The following is a 17,994-nucleotide window of genomic DNA, read 5'->3' as shown; positions in this document are numbered from 1 at the left end:
CGTCGGGGATGGATCACAGTGCGGTCTCATGGGCGATCCCCCTTTGGGCCCCCGCACCCCCGCTCCGTAATCTGGCAGTCGAGCGACGGGGCGGGGACATCACGTGGATCGATCACAGAACACGGCCGAGGGACTGCTGCTGGCGGGGCGTTACCGCCTGGGGGAGGTGCTGGGCCGCGGCGGCATGGGCAAGGTCTGGCGCGCCCACGACGAGGTGCTGCACCGCACGGTCGCCGTCAAGGAGTTGACCGCGGGGCTGTACGTGGCCGAGGCCGACCGCCTCGTCCTGCACGCGCGTACGCAGAAGGAGGCGCGCGCCGCGGCCCGCATCACGCACCCCGGCGTCGTCACCGTGCACGACGTGATCGAGTACGACAACCGGCCCTGGATCGTCATGCAGTACGTCGACGGGCCCTCGCTCGCCGACGCGGCCAAGCAGAGCGGCGAGGTCGCCCCGCGCGAGGCGGCCCGGATCGGGCTGCACGTGCTGAGCGCGCTGCGCGCCGCCCACGCGGCCGGGGTGCTGCACCGGGACGTCAAACCCGGCAACGTCCTGCTGGCGCGCGACGGCCAGGTGCTCCTGACGGACTTCGGGATCGCCGCCATCGAGGGCGACTCCACCATCACCCGTACCGGCGAACTGGTCGGCTCCATCGACTACCTGGCCCCGGAGCGGGTGCGCGGCGGCGATCCGGGGCCGGCCTCGGACCTCTGGTCGCTCGGCGCGACGCTGTACACGGCGGTGGAGGGGCGCTCCCCGTTCCGCCGCACCTCCCCGATCTCCACCATGCAGGCCGTCGTGACCGACGAGCCGGCCGCGCCGGTCAACGCGGGGGCGCTCGGAGCCGTCATCACCGCGCTGCTCCGCAAGGACCCCGCCGACCGGCCCACGGCCGCCGCGACCGAGCAGATGCTGCTGGACGCCATGGACGGCCGCGAGCCCCGCGCCGCCCAGGCGCACGTGCCCACCCAGCGTCTCCCCGAGAGCGCCCGCCACCTCCTGGGCCCCGAGACCGCGGGCGCGGACGGGTCCACGGCCCGGCTGCCCGCGACCGCCTCCGCCGCGCCCGCGACCGCCTCCGCCGCGCCCCCGGACGCCCCCGTCGCGCACCCCGCCCCCGCCCCCGCCCCGGCGCCCCGGCGCCGCTCCCGGTGGCGCACGGCCCTCGTCGTGGCCGCCGCCGCCGCGGTCCTCGGCGGCGCGGCCGGGTGGGGCGTGATGGCGTACGGGGGCGGCGCGGGCGCACCCGGCGGGGCGGAGGACCGGGCGGACGCGCGCCCCGCCCCCACCGCGCCCCCGGCCACCGCGCCCCCGGCCGGTGAGGGTCCGGCCGACGCGGACCCGGCCGACGCGGACCCGGCCGCGGACCCGGCCGACGCGGACCCGGCCGCTCCGGACCCGAACGGCCCGGCCCCGAGCGATTCCGCGCGGGCCGCGTCGGAGGTGCCCGAGGGCTGGCGCCGGGTCGAGGACCCGGCGGGCTTCAGCCTGGTCGTGCCGCACGGCTGGGTGCGCCAGGAGCAGAACGGGCAGATCGACTACACGCCGGACGGCGGGGCCCACCGGATACGGATCAGCGTCGACCCGGCCCCGGACTTCGACCGCCCCTACCTCCACATGCTGAGCATGGAGCGGCAGTTGGCCCAGCGGCTGCCCGACTACCGGCGGATCGCCCTGGAGGAGAACACCTTCCGCGACCGGCCGGGCGCCCTCTGGGAGTTCACCTGGAACGAGACCAAGGAGCACGCCGGTCCCCGGCACGGGATCGACCAGCTCTACTACGGGGAGCCGGGCGGCCCCGAGTACGCCCTGTATCTGACGGCCCCCGACGAGGACTGGGAGGCCAGCCGCGAGCGCTTCGCGATCATGCTGCGCAGTTGGCGCGCGCCCGGCGAGCAGGACTGAGCCGGCCCGCGCACACCGCCGGGACCCTGTCCGGCCCCACGTCCGGCGCACGAGCGCCGAGAGGCTGGAGCATTCACGAGGCGGGCAGGCGCGCGGTGGACCGCCGGTGGGCGGTCCACCGGATAGCCACTGATCAGCGGTTATGTCGCCAGCGATCACTGGCTCGATCGCGGCGGCCGTCGCCGAGGGGCGGCGGGTCTCGTGAAAAACTGTTACCGACGGGTACCCAAAGCTCGCGGCTGGACATACTCTCGCCCTCATGACGGACTCCCACGCCCCTGACGCCCCTGTCGGCACGAACCCCGTGGCGGTCGCCCCCGCCGGTGTGCGCACAGCCGCCGACGTGGTCACCCCCGAAGTGGTCGCCCGGTTGACCCGCGGCGTCGTCGGATCGGGGCGCACGGCCAACCACACGCCCTTCACCGGCGAGAAGCTGGCCGACCTGCCGGAGTCCGCCCCCGAGGACGTCGCCACCGCCTTCGAGCGGGCCCGCGCCGCCCAGTCGCTCTGGGCCGCCGTCCCCGTACGGCAGCGGGCCGCCGTCCTGCTGCGCTTCCACGACCTCCTGCTGGACCGCCAGTCCGAGGTGCTCGACCTGATCCAACTGGAGACCGGCAAGGCCCGGCTGCACGCCCACGAGGAGGTGCAGGCCGTCGCCGTCGCCGCCCGCCACTACGGGCGCAGGGCCCCCTCGTACCTCAGGTCCCGGCGGCACACCGGCGTCGTCCCGACCCTCACCAAGGTCACCGAGGCGCGCCACCCGCGCGGCGTCGTCGGCCAGATAGCGCCCTGGAACTATCCGCTGGAGCTGTCGGTGGGCGACGCGCTGCCCGCGTTCGTCTCCGGCAACGCCGTCGTGATGAAGCCCGACACGGAGACCGCGCTCACCGCGCTGTGGGCCCGCGACCTGCTCGTCGAGGCCGGACTGCCCGCCGAGGTCTTCCAGGTCGTGCTGGGGGAGGGCCCCGTCGTCGGCCCCGAGGTGGTCGCCCGCGCCGACTACGTCTCCTTCACCGGCTCCACCCGTACCGGCCGTGAGGTCGCCGTGGGCGCGGCCGCCCGCCTCGTCGGCGTCTCCCTGGAGCTGGGCGGCAAGAACGCCATGCTCGTCCTGGCCGACGCCGACGTGGAGAAGGCCGCGGCCGGAGCCGTGCGCGCCTGCTTCTCCTCCGCCGGACAGCTCTGCATCTCCATCGAACGGCTGTACGTCCACGAGTCGATCGCCGACGCGTTCGTCGAGCGGTTCGCCACCCGCACCCGCGCCATGCGGCTCGGCACCGCCCTCGCGTACGGGGCCGACATGGGCTGCCTCGTCGGCGAACGCCAACTGGAGACGGTCACCCGGCACGTCGCCGAAGCCGTCGAGAAGGGCGCCCGGATCGTCGCCGGCGGCGTCCACCGCCCCGACATCGGCCCCCTCTTCTACGAGCCCACCATCCTCGACGGCGTCGAGGCCCCGATGGCCGTCTGCACCGAGGAGACCTTCGGACCGGTCGTCTCGATCTACCGCTTCAGCGACGAGGACGAGGTGATCGCGGAGGCCAACGCCACCCCGTACGGCCTCAACTCCAGCGTCTGGACCACCGACTCCCGGCGCGGCCACCGCGTCGCCGCCCGGCTGCGGACCGGCACCGTCAACATCAACGAGGGGTACGCCCCCGCCTACGGCAGCGTCCAGTCCCCGATGGGCGGCATGAAGGACTCCGGGCTCGGCCGGCGGCACGGCTCCGAGGGCATCCTCAAGTACACGGAGGCCCAGACCGTCGCCGAACAGCGGCTGATCCCGCTCGCGCCCGCGTTCGGGATGGACGACGAGAAGTACGCCGCGCTCATGACCCGCAGTCTCGCGGCGATGAAGGCGCTCCGGCTGCGCTGAGCCGGGGCCCGGAGCGGGCCCGCCGCCACCGCCGTACCGTCCGCCCTTCGTACCGAGGAGAGCCATGCCCCAGGACACCCCTGCCCGCGACCGGGCCGTGAGCCATGTGCCGGCCGAGGACGACGCCGCGTACGACTACGACGTCCTCGTGGTCGGCTCCGGCTTCGGGGGAGCGGTCTCGGCGCTCCGGCTGTCCGAGAAGGGCTACCGGGTCGGCGTCCTGGAGGCGGGCCGCCGCTTCACCCGCGCCACCCTCCCGAAGAACTCCTGGGACCTGAAGAACTACCTGTGGGCCCCCGCCCTCGGCCTCTTCGGCATCCAGCGCGTCCACCTCCTCGGCAAGGTCATGGTGCTCGCCGGGGCCGGGGTCGGCGGCGGGTCGCTCAACTACGCCAACACGCTGTACGTGCCGCCCGCCCCGTTCTTCCAGGACCGCCAGTGGGCCTCGATCACCGACTGGCAGGACGAGCTGAAGCCGTACTACGACCAGGCCCGCCGGATGCTCGGGGTCCGGCTCAACCCGACCATGACCCCCTCCGACATCCACCTCCAGGCCACCGCGCGGGCGATGGGCGTCGGCGACACCTTCCACCTCGCCCCGGTCGGCGTCTTCTTCGGCGACGGCCAGGACGCCGACGGCGCCGCCGGGGCCAAGCCCGGCCAGACCGTCCCGGACCCGTACTTCGGCGGCGCCGGGCCCGCGCGCAAAGCCTGCGTCGAGTGCGGCGAGTGCATGACCGGCTGCCGCCACGGCGCGAAGAACACCCTCAACGAGAACTACCTCCACCTCGCCGAGCGGGCCGGAGCGGTCATCCATCCCATGACCTCCGTCGTCGCCGTCACCGACGACCCCGCCGGCGGCTACCGGGTCCTCACCGTCCCCACCGACCACCGCCGCACGGCGAAGCCCACCCGGCTGCGCGCCCGCAAGGTCGTCGTCGCGGCCGGCACGTACGGCACCCAGACCCTGCTGCACGGCATGAGGGACCGCGGGCTGCTGCCCCGCCTCTCCGCCCGCCTCGGAGAGCTGACCCGCACCAACTCCGAGGCCCTGGTGGGCTCCCAGACCAGCGACCGCCGCTACCGCAAGAAGTACGGCGCCGCCCGCGCCGACTTCTCCCGCGGCGTCGCCATCACCTCCTCCATCCACCCGGACGACAACACCCACATCGAGCCCGTCCGCTACGGCAAGGGCTCCAACGCCATGGGCGCCCTCTCGATCCTCCAGGTCCCCTACGGCCGCCACCGGGTGCTCGGCTGGCTCGCCAACATGGCCAAGCACCCCGTCCTCGCGGCCCGTTCGCTCTCCAACCACCGCTGGTCCGAGCACACCATCATCGGGCTCGTCATGCAGTCGCTGGACAACTCCCTGACCACCTACCGCAAGCCCGGCGGCATCGGCAAGGGCCTGCTCACCGCCCGCCAGGGCCACGGCGCGCCCAACCCGACCCAGATACGCGAGGCGACCCGCGGCGCCACCCTGCTCGCCGAGGAGATCAACGGCTTCCCCGGCTCCAACATCGGCGAGCTGATGGGCACCCCGCTCACCGCGCACTTCCTCGGCGGCTGCCCGATCGGCGCGAGCCCCGAGGAGGGCGTCATCGACCCCTACCACCGGCTGTACGGGCATCCGGGCATCAGCGTCGTCGACGGCTCGGCCGTCTCCGCCAACCTGGGCGTCAACCCCTCGCTGACCATCACCGCCCAGGCCGAGCGCGCGATGTCCTTCTGGCCCAACAAGGGCGAGGCCGACCCCCGCCCCGAGCAGGGCGCGGCCTACGAGCGCCTCGCCCCGGTGGAGCCGCTCGCGCCCGCCGTGCCGAAGGAGGCGTTCGGCGCGCTGAGGCTGCCGTTCCTGGGCGTCCCGGTGGTGCCGCCGAAGGGCACGGCGGAGGCCGGGAAGGGCGTGGAGGGGGTCGGGGACACCCCGGTGTCCCAGCCGTGACCGCACGGGGCACGGCCCGTACGCGGTGAGCGCCGCCGTGTGCGGCGGCGCTCGGACGGTCGGCGGAGGGGGACGGCCCGCCGCACGGGACGCACCGATGCGGCCGGCTCCGGGCGTCCCCGGAACCGGCCGCATATGGGGTGATCGGACCGCTGTCCCCTGCGGACCGCTCACATACGCCGGGACGCGGTCCCACGACGTGCCTGCGGCACGCCACACGTCCCGGCGGAGCCACGCGTGGTTTCCTGCCGGCGCCGCCCCTGGTTGGCACGGACACCGGGACCAACGAAGGGGCCGCCGCCCCGGTCACGCGCCGTACGGGTGAGAGGTACCGAACGCGGATACAGGCGTGTCCGGACGTTCGCGCACCCCCTCACACCCGGCCGCGGCACAGCTCCAGGAGCGTCATCGCCAGCGGGGTGCCCGGCCCGCCGAGCGCGTCCCGGTAGCGGCCGAGCACGGCCGTCTCGCGGGAGAGGCTGACCCGGCGGCCGCCCGAGGCGATCCGGGCCTCCTGGATCGCCGCCGAGAGCGCCATCCGCTCCCGTACGAGGCCGATGATCCGCTCGTCCAGGGCGTCGACGCGCTCGCGCGCGCCGCCGATCAGGGCGGCGGCCTCGTCGGTGCGCGCGCCGGTGCACTCGGTCGGGGTGAGGGGTGTGGGGGTGTTCACAGCGGTGACTCCCGGTGAGGTGGCGGCCCCCCGGAGCCACCGGCCCGGAAACGCGAAGACGCCCCGGGGCCAGTGGCCCGGAGCGCCTGGAACGTTGCTCGTCAGTAGCTCAAGCAGCACGACCATGGCAGCCGGCGGGCCGGATGCCATAGGTAAAGACGGAGATCGTGTGCTGACGCATGGGGGACAGTATGGCCCCGGACCCGCCCCCGGACCAACGCGGCGCCCGCGCCGTGGACAGCCCCTCCCCGCTCCCCGCGCCCGGAGGGCCGGACTCCGGGCGCGGGGAGCGCCGGCGCACGGCCGGTAGAATTGGCAGGACCGACCCCCTTCACCACCGCCGGAAGGCCGCTCCCGTGCCCGCAGCACCCCCCGCCGCCCCCGACGCCACGGCCGACGTGGTCCTCGTCGTCGACTTCGGCGCGCAGTACGCCCAGCTCATCGCCCGCCGCGTCCGCGAGGCGCGGGTCTACAGCGAGATCGTCCCGTCCACCATGCCGGTGGCCGAGATGCTGGCCAGGAACCCGCGCGCGATCATCCTCTCCGGCGGCCCCTCGTCGGTGTACGCGGAGGGCGCGCCCTCCCTGGACCGCTCGCTCTTCGAGGCCGGGGTGCCCGTCTTCGGCATGTGCTACGGCTTCCAGCTCATGGCCACCGCCCTCGGCGGCACGGTCGACGACAACGGGGCCCGTGAGTACGGCCGCACCCCGCTGCACGTCACCAAGGCCGGCTCCACGCTCTTCGAGGGCACGCCCGCCGAGCAGCCGGTGTGGATGTCGCACGGCGACGCCTGCTCGGCCGCCCCCGAGGGCTTCACCGTCACCGCCTCCACGGACGTGGTCCCGGTCGCCGCCTTCGAGAACGACGAGAAGAAGCTCTACGGCGTCCAGTACCACCCCGAGGTCATGCACTCCACCCACGGCCAGCAGGTCCTGGAGCACTTCCTCTACCGGGGCGCGGGCATCGAGCCGAACTGGACCACCACCAACGTGGTCGAGGAGCAGGTCGCCCTCATCCGCGAGCAGGTCGGCTCCAAGCGCGCCATCTGCGGCCTCTCCGGCGGCGTGGACTCCGCGGTCGCCGCCGCCCTCGTCCAGAAGGCCATCGGCTCCCAGTTGACCTGCGTGTACGTCGACCACGGGCTGATGCGCAAGGGCGAGACCGAGCAGGTCGAGAAGGACTTCGTCGCCGCGACCGGCGCGAAGCTGAAGGTGGTCGACGCGGAGAAGCGCTTCCTCGACGCCCTGGCCGGGGTCTCCGACCCGGAGCAGAAGCGGAAGATCATCGGCCGCGAGTTCATCCGCGTCTTCGAGCAGGCCCAGATGGAGATCCTCCAGGAGGAGGGCCCCGAGGTCGCCTTCCTCGTCCAGGGCACGCTCTACCCGGACGTCGTCGAGTCCGGCGGCGGCACCGGCACCGCCAACATCAAGTCCCACCACAACGTCGGCGGCCTCCCCGACGACATCGAGTTCCAGCTCGTCGAGCCGCTGCGCCAGTTGTTCAAGGACGAGGTCCGGATGGTCGGCCAGGAGCTGGGCCTGCCCGAGGAGATCGTCCAGCGCCAGCCGTTCCCCGGCCCCGGCCTCGGCATCCGCATCGTCGGAGAGGTCACCAAGGAGCGCCTGGACCTGCTGCGCGAGGCCGACGCCATCGCCCGCGAGGAGCTGACCGCGGCCGGTCTGGACCGCGACATCTGGCAGTGCCCGGTGGTCCTCCTCGCGGACGTCCGCTCGGTCGGCGTCCAGGGCGACGGCCGCACCTACGGCCACCCGATCGTGCTGCGCCCGGTCTCCTCCGAGGACGCCATGACGGCGGACTGGTCGCGGCTGCCGTACGAGACGCTGGCGAAGATCTCCACCCGCATCACCAACGAGGTCGCCGACGTCAACCGGGTCGTCCTCGACGTGACGAGCAAGCCGCCGGGGACCATCGAGTGGGAGTAGTCCCACCGGGACCCGACCGTCGGCGCCGCCGCCCTTCCCCGAGGGCGGCGGCGCCGGCGCGTTCCCGCGCGCGGGCCGAAGTCTCCGCCTGGACGCGGACGGCGTCGGCGTAGCCGCGTTCCCGCGCGGGCGGGCCGAAATCCGGTGGCGGGGCCCGAGGCCGCGTGCCAGGCTCCGCGCCCATGTCGACCGACGAGATCCGCGCCCTCATGTCCGCAGCCCGCAACGACCGCCTGACCTGGAACACCCCGCTCTCCGACGACCACGCCGCCCGGCTGGTCGCCGCCTGCGCCCCCGCCGACGGGGCGCGGATCGCGGACCTCGGCAGCGGCTGGGGCGAACTGCTGACGCGGCTCGTCGAGGCGGCGGGGCCCGGCGCCACCGGCGTCGGGGTGGAGACCGATCCGGAGGCCGTCGAGCGCGGCCGCCGCCTCGCGGCACGGCGGGGGCTCGCCGAGCGCGTCCGGTTCGACGAGGTCCCCGCCGCCGAGTGGACCGGCGGCGGCGACCTCGACCTGGCCGTCTCCATCGGCGCGGCGCACGCCTGGCCCGGCGGCGCCCCGGAGGCCCTCGCGGCGCTGCGGGCGGCCGTGCGGCCCGGCGGCCGGGTGCTGTTCGGCGACGGGTTCTGGGAGAAGGAGCCCTCGGCGGCCGCTCTGGAGGGGCTGGACGCCGAGCCGGGGGACCTCCCCACCCTGCTCGGGCTGATCCGGCACGCCGAGGCCGCCGGGCTGCGCCCGCTCCAGGTGACCGCGGCGGACCAGCGCGAATGGGACCTCTTCGAGTCGGACGCCAACATCGGCCGGGGCGAGCGCTGGACCCTGGCCCACCCCGGACACCCGCTGCACGACGGGGTGCGCGCCGCCGTCGACGCCCGCCGCACCGGCTACTACGGCGGCTACCGGGGCACGCTCGGCCTGGCCTACCTGGTCCTCAGCGCCTGACCCGGCACGGCGGCCCGTACGCGCGGGGAGCCTCCTCACGCGCGTACGGTCGAACACGTCTGCGCCACGATGGGTCGAACATGTCGACGACGTGTGCCCCCGGCCCGCCCCGATGCGCGGTCCGACCGCCCGGTACGGCACAATTCGCTGGTATCGCAGGAGAGTTGGCTGTACCGGGTCAGGAAAGGGCGTAATCCTCCGTGGCGTTGGACGAGGCGAGGACGAGCGGCACGCACGGCGGGGGCTGTACCTGCGGCGACTGCCCGCACGGAGCGCGCGAGGGGCACCGGCGCGCGGTCGCCGCCTTCCTGGCCAGACGGGACGAACTGGCGGCGGGGCGCGGGCTGCCCGCCGCGGTCGCCCAGTCCGCCTCCGCGTCCAGGCAGTGGGTCTCCGACGAGCTGACCGGGTCCGCCCGCGCGGTCGCCGACCGGGCCGAGGAGGCCGGGGACGTCTGGCCGCAGCAGGTCTGGCGGGCCACCCTGTTCGCCGTCTGGGGCGCGGTCACGGCGCTGCTCGTCGGCGCGAGCCTCACCGCGGTCGGGACCGGATGGACCACCGCCCGCACCGCGGGTCTGCTGGCCGCCCTCCTGACCGCTGCCCTGCTCACCGCGGCCGCCCGCTTCCACCGCGCCCGCGGCGGCCTCCTCGCCCCGCTGATCGGCGAGGACAACCGGCTCTCCACCTCCCGGACGGTCGCCGCCGCCTGGGTGCTGCTGGCCGTCTTCGCCGTCCTCGTCCTCGCCCTCCAACTTGCCGGGGCCTCCGACCCCGCCGCGCGGGACGCGCTCATCGAGGGCCTGGACCTCGCACGGTCCGCCGGGGTGCTGTGCGTGCTGGCGCTGGTGTGCGCGGTCGCCGTCGTCGTCCGCCGCGTGGTGACCGTACGGGTGCTGGCCCGGCGGCTCCAGAAGCTGCGCGCCGTCCGGCCGCGCGCCGCCGACCTGCTCACCGACGACTCCGGCCGCGGCTCCTTCACCGATGTGCAGTACGTGCTGGTCAGCGGCGTCGCCGTGCTGTTCGCCGCGGTCCGTCTGGCGCGCCGCCCCGAGCAACTGCCCGATCTGCCGTGGGGGCTCGCGCTGCTGGTGGCGGTCTCGGCGGCCACCTATTTCGCCGGGAAGTACGCGGAGGGCGGGCGGCCCGTCGTGCTGTCGGTGGTCCGGGCCCGCGAGGCCGGTGACCTGGACGCCCCGATCCGGACGGGCGACGACATCGAGATCCGGGGCGCGGGCTTCGTACCGCCCGGCGCGGGCAGCCCGGACCGGCTGGCCCGGCTCGTCGTGCGGATCGGCACGGTCCACGTCCACGTGCCCCTCGTCCCGGTCACCGGGGGCTTCGCCAACCCGACCGACACCGTCCTGACCGTGCCGGTCCCGGTCGAGGTCGAGCCGGGCCGGGTGGAGGTCCAGGTCGTCACGGCGGCCGGCGTGGAGACCGCCCCCTGCACGATCGACGTCACGGACTGACGGGGACGCGGGGGGCTCGGGCGGGGCCCTGGTGGGAGCGGTGCCCGGCGGGGCGGGGGCCCGGCCTTGCTGGTGGCCCCGGCGGGCAGGGGGACCTCGGTGGGGCTGGGCCGCAGGTGATCGGCCTCCCCAGGTGGCCCCCGGCGGGTGGGGTGGCCTCCTGCGGGCTGGCGAGCGGCCCTCCGCGGTGCTCCGGTGGGCGAGGGGCCCCGGCGGGTCGGGGGCTCGGGCGGGGGTGCAGGTGACCGGCCTCCCCAGGTGGCCCCCGGCGGGCGGGGCGGCCTCCCGCGGGTTGGGGGAACGCCCCCCAGCGCCCCTGCGGGCGGCTTCCCGCGACCTGGGCGACCGGCCGGCCGCCCTACCCGAGGGCCCCTCCGCCGCCGGCGTCCGACGAGGTCGCCGTGTCCTCCGCCGCCCTCCTCGCCGCGCGCCGCCGGACCAGGTACGCGCCCCACGTCACCGCGGCGGCCAGCCCCAGTCCACCGAAGAACAGCGGGACGAAGAACGCCCGCCCCGCCTCCCACGCCCCGGCGGCGTCCGCCGCGTATCCGCCGGCCAGGGCCAGCATCACCAGCCCCGCCACCGCCCGGCCCGGCTTGAACTCATGACGCCGCACGGCTGACCTCCACCTCTCCGACGCCCACTTCCAGGGTCAGTTCGATCGTCCCCGAGGGCTTCGCGCCCTTCGGCGGCGGCAGGGTGCGCCGCTTCGACTCGTCGCCGTTGATCCGCACCTGGACCCGCTGCCCCTCCTCCAACCGGATCTCCCCGAAGCCCGCCTCGGCGCGCACCTTCACCGTCACGCCGTTCGGGACGACGACGGCAGCCCGGCCCACCTTCACATGGAGGCCGGTCCGCACCGTCCCGCCCGCCGGGACCTCCAGGCCGGAGAGGTCCAGCAGGGCGTCACCGGTGCTGATCCGGTAACGCGGCTGGACGGCGGAGACCGACGCCGGACGCCACTCCTGGCCGACCCAGGCGGTGCCGACGTCCTTCGGCAGCGTCGCCGCGCCCGCCAGCAGGCCCGCCGTGACCATCGCCGTCAGCACCGTGCCGAACCCGGTCCGGCCCAGCACCGAGGCGACCAGCAGCCCCAGGCCGAACACCGCGAGGGCGGCGGCCAGACCGATCTGGAGGGCCGTCCCGAGCGGCTGGTGGTCCCAGCTCAGCCCGGTGCCCAGGCCGCCCGCCACCAGCGCGGCGAGGAGGACCGCGCCGCCGATCGGACGGGGCCCGCGCGGACCGGACGCGGGCGGCGGCGCCCGGAACGGGTCGTCCGGGCCGGGCCGCCCGGCGAGCACCGGGCCCAACTCCGTCTCCGGCGGACCCCACAGGTAGCCGGGGCCCACCGGCCCGGTGGTCCCGTCCTTGACGATCGTGTCCCGCCACCACGACGGGCCGCCCGGCGCCGGGGGCGCCTGCACCTCCGGCGGGGGCGTGCCGAGCCCGCCGCTGTGCGCGGGCCCGGTCGCGGCGGCCGGTGCGCCGGGGGGAGCCGCCGGGCCCTGCGGGGCAGACCGGCGCGCCTGCGTCCACACGGAGAAGCCGACGACGGACAGCGTCAGCAGCGCGGCGAAGGCCTGCACCCCCCGGTTGTGCAGCATCGACAGGAACAGCCCGCAGCCGATCAGCGCCAGCAGCAGCGCCACCAGCGACGCCCCGTCCACCCGCCCCGACAGCAGCTTGCGGGCCTCGTTCTCCTCCTCGCCGTCGGCGGGCAGCAGCAGCCAGGCGAAGCCGTAGAAGATCAGGCCGACGCCCCCGGTGACCGACAGGACGCCGAGCACGATGCGGAAGATCACCGGGTCCACGTCGCAGTACCGGCCGAGGCCGCCGCAGACCCCCGCGACGGCCTTCTGCCGCGGGGTGCGCCGCAGCGGCGGCTTCGGCGCGTCGGGAGGGGAGACGCCGGGTCCGGCGTCCGAGGGAGCGGTCATCCCTCCATGGTGGCGGCCCGGACGGCCCGCCGGGACCCGCACCGACCCTGGACGGTCCCTGATATTGCCCGGTCGCGGGCGGGCGCGCGCCCCGGAGCCGGACATCAGGGTCGTCTGGGGGCCGCCCCTGATGCCGCCCCGCGTCCGTGCGTGTGACGATCGGGTCATGACACCCGCCCCCGCCCGAGCCGCCGGCTCCCTCGCCGCCGACGCGGAGGAGCCGCCGCCGCGCAAGCTCTACCGCAGCGCCGACGGCCGGATGCTCGGCGGCGTGGCGCGCGGGCTCGCCGGCCACCTCGGGCTGCCCGTCGTCTGGGTGCGGCTGCTGTTCCTCGGGCTGTTCGTCACCGACGGCCTCGGCGCGCTGCTGTACGCGGTGTTCTGGATCGTCGTCCCGCTCGGCGTCGGCGGCGTCGAGTCCCCGCGCTCGGTGTTCGAGACCGCGCCGGACGGCCGCCGCCGGCTCCGCAAGCCGGACAGCGGCCAGATCTTCGCCCTCGTCGCGCTGATCGTCGGGGCCGTCGCGTTCGTCGCCCACGTCGACATGGGCAGCGAGGCCGACCGCTACATCTGGCCCACGCTCCTGATCGGCGCCGGCTCCGTCCTGGTCTGGCGGCAGGCCGACAACGCCCGCAGGGCCCGGTGGATGGAGATCGGCCGCCACCGCAGGCTGCTGCACCTGGCGCGCGGCCTCGCCGGAGTGGCCCTCGTCGGCCTCGGCCTCGCGGTCTTCATCGTCGTACGCGGTTCGGCCGCCCAGCTCGGCAACGTGCTCACCGCCGCCATCGCCGTGCTGACCGGCATCTTCCTGCTCGCCGGGCCCTACCTGGTGCGGATGACCCAGGACCTCTCCGAGGAGCGGCTGATGCGCATCCGCGCCCAGGAACGCGCCGAGGTCGCCGCCCACGTCCACGACTCCGTCCTGCACACGCTCACCCTGATCCAGCGCAACGCGGACGACGGCGGCGAGGTCAGACGCCTCGCCCGCGCCCAGGAACGCGAGCTGCGCAACTGGCTGTACAACCCCGAGGGCACCGGCAAGGACGAGGACGACGGCCCGGAGACGCTGGCCGAAGCGGTCAAGCGCGCCGCCGCCGAGGTCGAGGACCAGCACGGCGTGCCGCTGGAGGTCGTCGTCGTCGGCGACTGCCCCCTCGACGAGCGGCTGGGCGCGCAGATGCAGGCCGCGCGCGAGGCGATGGTCAACGCCGCCAAGTACGGTGGCGAGGGCGGCGCCGTCCAGGTCTTCGCCGAGGTCGAGGGCGCCGCGGTCTTCGTCTCCGTACGGGACCGGGGTCCGGGATTCGACCTGGACGAGGTTCCGGCGGACCGGATGGGCGTACGAGAATCGATCATCGGCCGGATGCAGCGCAACGGCGGTACGGCACGGCTGCGTTCGGCGCCCGGCGGGGGCACCGAGGTCGAGCTGGAGATGGAGAGGGCGGGCGAATGACCGAGAACACCGAAGCCACCGGAGGCCCGGAGCGGCGGGTACGGGTCGTGCTCGTCGACGACCACCGGATGTTCCGCACCGGGGTCCGGGCCGAGATCGGCCGCACCGAGGAGACCGGCGTCGAGGTGGTCGGCGAGGCCGCCGACGTCGACCAGGCCGTCACCGTCATCACGGCGACCCGCCCCGAGGTCGTCCTGCTCGACGTCCACCTCCCCGGCGGCGGCGGCGTCGAGGTGCTGCGCCGCTGCGCCCCCCTGATGGGCGGGGCCGACAACCCGGTCCGCTTCCTCGCGCTGTCCGTCTCGGACGCCGCCGAGGACGTCATCGGCGTCATCCGGGGCGGTGCGCGGGGCTACGTCACCAAGACGATCACCGGCGCGGACCTGGTGGACTCGGTCTTCCGGGTCCAGGAGGGCGACGCGGTCTTCTCGCCCCGCCTGGCCGGCTTCGTCCTGGACGCCTTCGCCTCCACGGACGCCCCGCCGGTCGACGAGGACCTGGACCGCCTGACCCAGCGGGAGCGCGAGGTGCTGCGGCTGATCGCACGCGGCTACGCGTACAAGGAGATCGCCAAGCAGTTGTTCATCTCCGTGAAGACGGTCGAGTCGCACGTCTCGGCGGTCCTGCGCAAGCTCCAGCTCTCCAACCGGCACGAGCTGACCCGCTGGGCGACCGCGCGGCGGCTGGTCTGACACCCGGCGGCGGCCCGCCCGCGCACACGGCGGGGGCGGGGAAGGAAGGGCAGCCTCACTGACCGGCGGGGGACCGGCGCTGGCTAGGCTCCCGAGCCATGGACGTACTCATCAAGGTCTTCCTCGCCCTGCACATCATCGGCATCGCCTCCCTGCTGGGCGGCTTCCTGACCCAGATGAAGGCCATGGGCGCGGGCACCGCCCGCTTCGTCCCGGCCATGCTGCACGGCGCGCTGACCATGCTCGTGACCGGGATGGTCCTCGTCGGCCTCAACCAGGCCGACGACCAGGCCGTGAACAACGTCAAGATCGGCGTGAAGCTGCTGCTTCTGGTGGCCATCCTCGCCCTGGTCTACGTCAAGCGGGACGACGAGAAGGTCGACAAGGGCGCGTTCGCCGCGGTCGGCGGGCTGACCGTCGCCAACGTCTTCATCGCCACGCTCTGGGGCTGAGGGCTCCGGACCCCTGCCCGGCGCCGGCGGCCGGTCAAGATCGGCCGGGGACCACCTAGACTCGGATGGCGATGAGCAGCCTCTTTGACGACAGTTTCCTGACCGGCCTCCAGCACGCGGCGGACGGCCCCCCTCCGCCCCCCGAGGAGGACCACGCCCCCGAAGCGGTGCCGGAGGGGCTGTTCGAGGGCGTCTTCGACGCGCCCCCGCGCGACGCGTACTACCGCGACGGCCACCCGCGCCCCGTGATCGACGCCGCGGCGCTGCTCGACGGTTTGAACACCGAGCAGCGCGCCGCCGTGGTGCACGCCGGGTCCCCCCTGCTCATCGTCGCCGGGGCCGGCTCCGGCAAGACGCGGGTGCTGACCCACCGCATCGCCCACCTGCTGGCCGAGCGGGGCGTGCATCCGGGGCAGATCCTCGCCATCACCTTCACCAACAAGGCCGCCGGCGAGATGAAGGAGCGCGTCGAACAGCTCGTCGGCCCGCGCGCCCACGCCATGTGGGTCATGACCTTCCACAGCGCGTGCGTGCGCATCCTGCGCCGCGAGTCGAAGAAGCTCGGCTTCACCTCGTCGTTCTCGATCTACGACGCCGCCGACTCCAAGCGCCTGATGGCCCTGGTCTGCCGCGACCTCGACCTGGACCCCAAGCGCTTCCCGCCGAAGTCGTTCACCGCCAAGGTCTCCAACCTCAAGAACGAGCTGATCGACGAGGAGACCTTCGCCGGGCAGGCCGCCGACGGGTTCGAGAAGACCCTCGCCCAGGCGTACGCGCTCTACCAGGCCCGCCTGCGCGAGGCCAACGCCCTGGACTTCGACGACATCATCATGACGACGGTCCACCTGCTCCAGGCCTTCCCGGACGTCGCCGAGCACTACCGCCGCCGCTTCCGGCACGTCCTGGTCGACGAGTACCAGGACACCAACCACGCCCAGTACACGCTGGTACGGGAGCTGGTCGGCCCGGCCGGAGAGGCCGACGCCCCCGCCGAGCTGTGCGTGGTGGGCGACGCGGACCAGTCGATCTACGCCTTCCGGGGCGCGACGATCCGCAACATCCTCCAGTTCGAGGAGGACTACGGGAACGCGAAGACGATCCTGCTGGAGCAGAACTACCGCTCCACGCAGACCATCCTCTCCGCCGCCAACGCGGTCATCGAGCGCAACGAGAGCCGCCGCCCCAAGAACCTCTGGACGAACGCCGGCACCGGCGCCCGGATCACCGGGTACGTCGCGGACACCGAGCACGACGAGGCCCAGTTCGTCGCCGACGAGATCGACCGGCTCACCGACGCGGGCGACGCGAAGGCGGGCGACGTCGCCGTCTTCTACCGGACCAACGCCCAGTCCCGTGTCTTCGAGGAGATCCTCATCCGCGTCGGCCTGCCCTACAAGGTCGTCGGCGGCGTGCGCTTCTACGAGCGCAAGGAGGTCCGGGACGTCCTGGCCTACCTGCGGGTACTGGCCAACCCCGAGGACACCGTCCCGCTGCGCCGCATCCTCAACGTCCCCAAGCGCGGCATCGGCGACCGCGCCGAAGCCATGATCGACGCCCTGTCGCTGCGCGAGAAGATCTCCTTCCCGCAGGCGCTGCGCCGCGTCGACGAGGCGTACGGCATGGCCGCCCGCTCGGCCAACGCCGTCAAGCGGTTCAACACGCTGATGGAGGAGTTGCGCACGATCGTCGAGTCCGGCGCCGGGCCCGCCGTCGTGCTGGAGGCCGTCCTGGAGCGCACGGGCTACCTGGCCGAGCTCCAGTCCTCGACCGACCCTCAGGACGAGACCCGCGTCGAGAACCTCCAGGAGCTGGCGGCCGTCGCCCTCGAGTTCGAGCAGGAGCGGGGCGACGAGGAGGGCGCGGGCACGCTCGCGGAGTTCCTGGAGAAGGTCGCGCTGGTCGCGGACTCCGACCAGATCCCCGACGAGGACGAGGACGGCTCCGGCGTCATCACGCTGATGACGCTGCACACGGCCAAGGGCCTGGAGTTCCCGGTCGTCTTCCTCACCGGCATGGAGGACGGCGTCTTCCCGCACCAGCGGGCCCTCGGCCAGACCAAGGAGCTGGAGGAGGAGCGCCGGCTCGCCTACGTCGGCATCACCCGCGCCCGCGAGCGCCTCTACCTGACGCGGGCCGCGATGCGCAGCGCCTGGGGCCAGCCCGCGTACAACCCGCCCTCGCGGTTCCTGGAGGAGATCCCGGACCAGCACGTCGAGTGGAAGCGGAAGGGGCCGATGGCCGCCCCGGCCGGGCCGACCTCCGGCATCGCCTCGTCGCTGTCCTCCTCCCGCGCACGCTCCGGCCCCTCGGGCTTCGCGACCCGGCGCGGCGCGGAGAAGCCGGTCGTCACCCTGGTGGTGGGGGACCGCGTCACCCACGACCAGTTCGGGCTCGGCACGGTGACGGCGGTCGAGGGCTTCGGCGACCAGGCCAAGGTGACGGTCGACTTCGGCGACGAGCGCCCGAAGAAGCTGCTCCTGCGGTACGCCCCGGTCGAGAAGCTGTGACCGGCGAGCAGCCGTAGCCGGGGAGTGTACGCGGACGCCGTACGGGAGACGGCGTACGAGGGGCGGGGGGGGGGGGGGCGGCCCCCCCCCCCCCCCCCCCCTCCCCCCCTCCCCCCCCCCCCCGTCCCCGCCCTGGCTTCCGACACACCCCACCGGGGCTCCCTCCCCCCCACCCGCTGGTCCGAACCCCAAACGAA

13 protein-coding genes are annotated in these 17,994 nt (G+C 74.5%); 10 read left to right on the top strand and 3 right to left on the bottom strand.

Going from position 1 to position 17,994, the window contains the following annotated elements; translation table 11 throughout:
* Positions 1-103: 103 nt before the first annotated feature.
* The 3 genes from ACZ6EJ_RS24730 to ACZ6EJ_RS24720 all read left to right on the top strand — a co-directional run bounded on the left by ACZ6EJ_RS24730 (position 104) and on the right by ACZ6EJ_RS24720 (position 5,727).
* Positions 104-1,906 carry a serine/threonine-protein kinase gene (locus tag ACZ6EJ_RS24730; protein ID WP_469270093.1) on the top strand — a complete coding sequence of 601 codons (1,803 nt, stop codon included), beginning with the start codon at positions 104-106 and terminating at the stop codon, positions 1,904-1,906.
* A 259-nt stretch (positions 1,907-2,165) separates the two neighbouring features.
* On the top strand, positions 2,166-3,782 hold the full coding sequence (locus ACZ6EJ_RS24725) for a succinic semialdehyde dehydrogenase (RefSeq protein ID WP_469270091.1): 1,617 nt from the start codon (positions 2,166-2,168) through the stop codon (positions 3,780-3,782).
* A 64-nt stretch (positions 3,783-3,846) separates the two neighbouring features.
* Positions 3,847-5,727, top strand: coding sequence for a GMC oxidoreductase (locus ACZ6EJ_RS24720; protein ID WP_469270089.1), 1,881 nt, complete (start codon positions 3,847-3,849; stop codon positions 5,725-5,727).
* Between the two features lie 373 nt (positions 5,728-6,100).
* On the opposite strand, the gene ACZ6EJ_RS24715 is transcribed toward ACZ6EJ_RS24720, so the two are convergent.
* Positions 6,101-6,400 (bottom strand): chorismate mutase, encoded by a 300-nt coding sequence (locus ACZ6EJ_RS24715; protein ID WP_469270088.1) that lies wholly within the window; start codon positions 6,398-6,400, stop codon positions 6,101-6,103.
* A 356-nt stretch (positions 6,401-6,756) separates the two neighbouring features.
* Here ACZ6EJ_RS24715 and guaA point away from each other — a divergent pair, with 356 nt between their 5' ends.
* The 3 genes from guaA to ACZ6EJ_RS24700 all read left to right on the top strand — a co-directional run bounded on the left by guaA (position 6,757) and on the right by ACZ6EJ_RS24700 (position 10,756).
* Positions 6,757-8,343, top strand: a complete 1,587-nt coding sequence (gene guaA, locus ACZ6EJ_RS24710; protein WP_469270086.1) for a glutamine-hydrolyzing GMP synthase — start codon at positions 6,757-6,759, stop codon at positions 8,341-8,343.
* A gap of 182 nt (positions 8,344-8,525) precedes the next feature.
* The gene (locus ACZ6EJ_RS24705) at positions 8,526-9,287 is read left to right on the top strand and encodes an SAM-dependent methyltransferase (protein ID WP_469270084.1); all 762 of its coding nucleotides are present in this window, start codon (positions 8,526-8,528) and stop codon (positions 9,285-9,287) included.
* A gap of 200 nt (positions 9,288-9,487) precedes the next feature.
* A complete protein-coding gene (locus ACZ6EJ_RS24700; protein WP_469270082.1) occupies positions 9,488-10,756 on the top strand; it encodes a hypothetical protein in 1,269 nt (422 codons plus the stop codon).
* 358 nt (positions 10,757-11,114) lie between these two features.
* Here ACZ6EJ_RS24700 and ACZ6EJ_RS24695 read toward each other — a convergent pair whose 3' ends face one another.
* Positions 11,115-11,372, bottom strand: coding sequence for a hypothetical protein (locus ACZ6EJ_RS24695; protein WP_469270081.1), 258 nt, complete (start codon positions 11,370-11,372; stop codon positions 11,115-11,117).
* Positions 11,359-12,693 carry a PspC domain-containing protein gene (locus ACZ6EJ_RS24690; RefSeq protein WP_469270079.1) on the bottom strand — a complete coding sequence of 445 codons (1,335 nt, stop codon included), beginning with the start codon at positions 12,691-12,693 and terminating at the stop codon, positions 11,359-11,361. Before ACZ6EJ_RS24690 ends, ACZ6EJ_RS24695 begins: the two co-directional genes overlap by 14 nt.
* 166 nt (positions 12,694-12,859) lie before the next feature.
* On the opposite strand from ACZ6EJ_RS24690, the gene ACZ6EJ_RS24685 reads away from it, so the two are divergent.
* The 4 genes from ACZ6EJ_RS24685 (at position 12,860) to pcrA (ending at position 17,797) form a co-directional block, all read left to right on the top strand.
* Positions 12,860-14,146, top strand: a complete 1,287-nt coding sequence (locus ACZ6EJ_RS24685; RefSeq protein WP_469270077.1) for a PspC domain-containing protein — start codon at positions 12,860-12,862, stop codon at positions 14,144-14,146.
* Positions 14,143-14,838 (top strand): LuxR C-terminal-related transcriptional regulator, encoded by a 696-nt coding sequence (locus tag ACZ6EJ_RS24680; protein WP_469270075.1) that lies wholly within the window; start codon positions 14,143-14,145, stop codon positions 14,836-14,838. Before ACZ6EJ_RS24685 ends, ACZ6EJ_RS24680 begins: the two co-directional genes overlap by 4 nt.
* Positions 14,839-14,936: 98 nt before the next feature.
* Positions 14,937-15,290, top strand: coding sequence for a hypothetical protein (locus ACZ6EJ_RS24675; RefSeq protein ID WP_469270073.1), 354 nt, complete (start codon positions 14,937-14,939; stop codon positions 15,288-15,290).
* Positions 15,291-15,361: 71 nt separating this feature from the next.
* Complete coding sequence (gene pcrA, locus ACZ6EJ_RS24670) at positions 15,362-17,797, top strand: DNA helicase PcrA (RefSeq protein ID WP_469270071.1); 2,436 nt, start codon at positions 15,362-15,364, stop codon at positions 17,795-17,797.
* The last annotated feature ends 197 nt before the right edge of the window (positions 17,798-17,994 follow it).

The organism is Streptomyces sp. NPDC041970, from assembly GCF_055588985.1.
The sequence above is the reverse complement of the archived record's forward strand: the minus strand, read 5'-3'. Positions and strand labels throughout refer to the sequence as shown.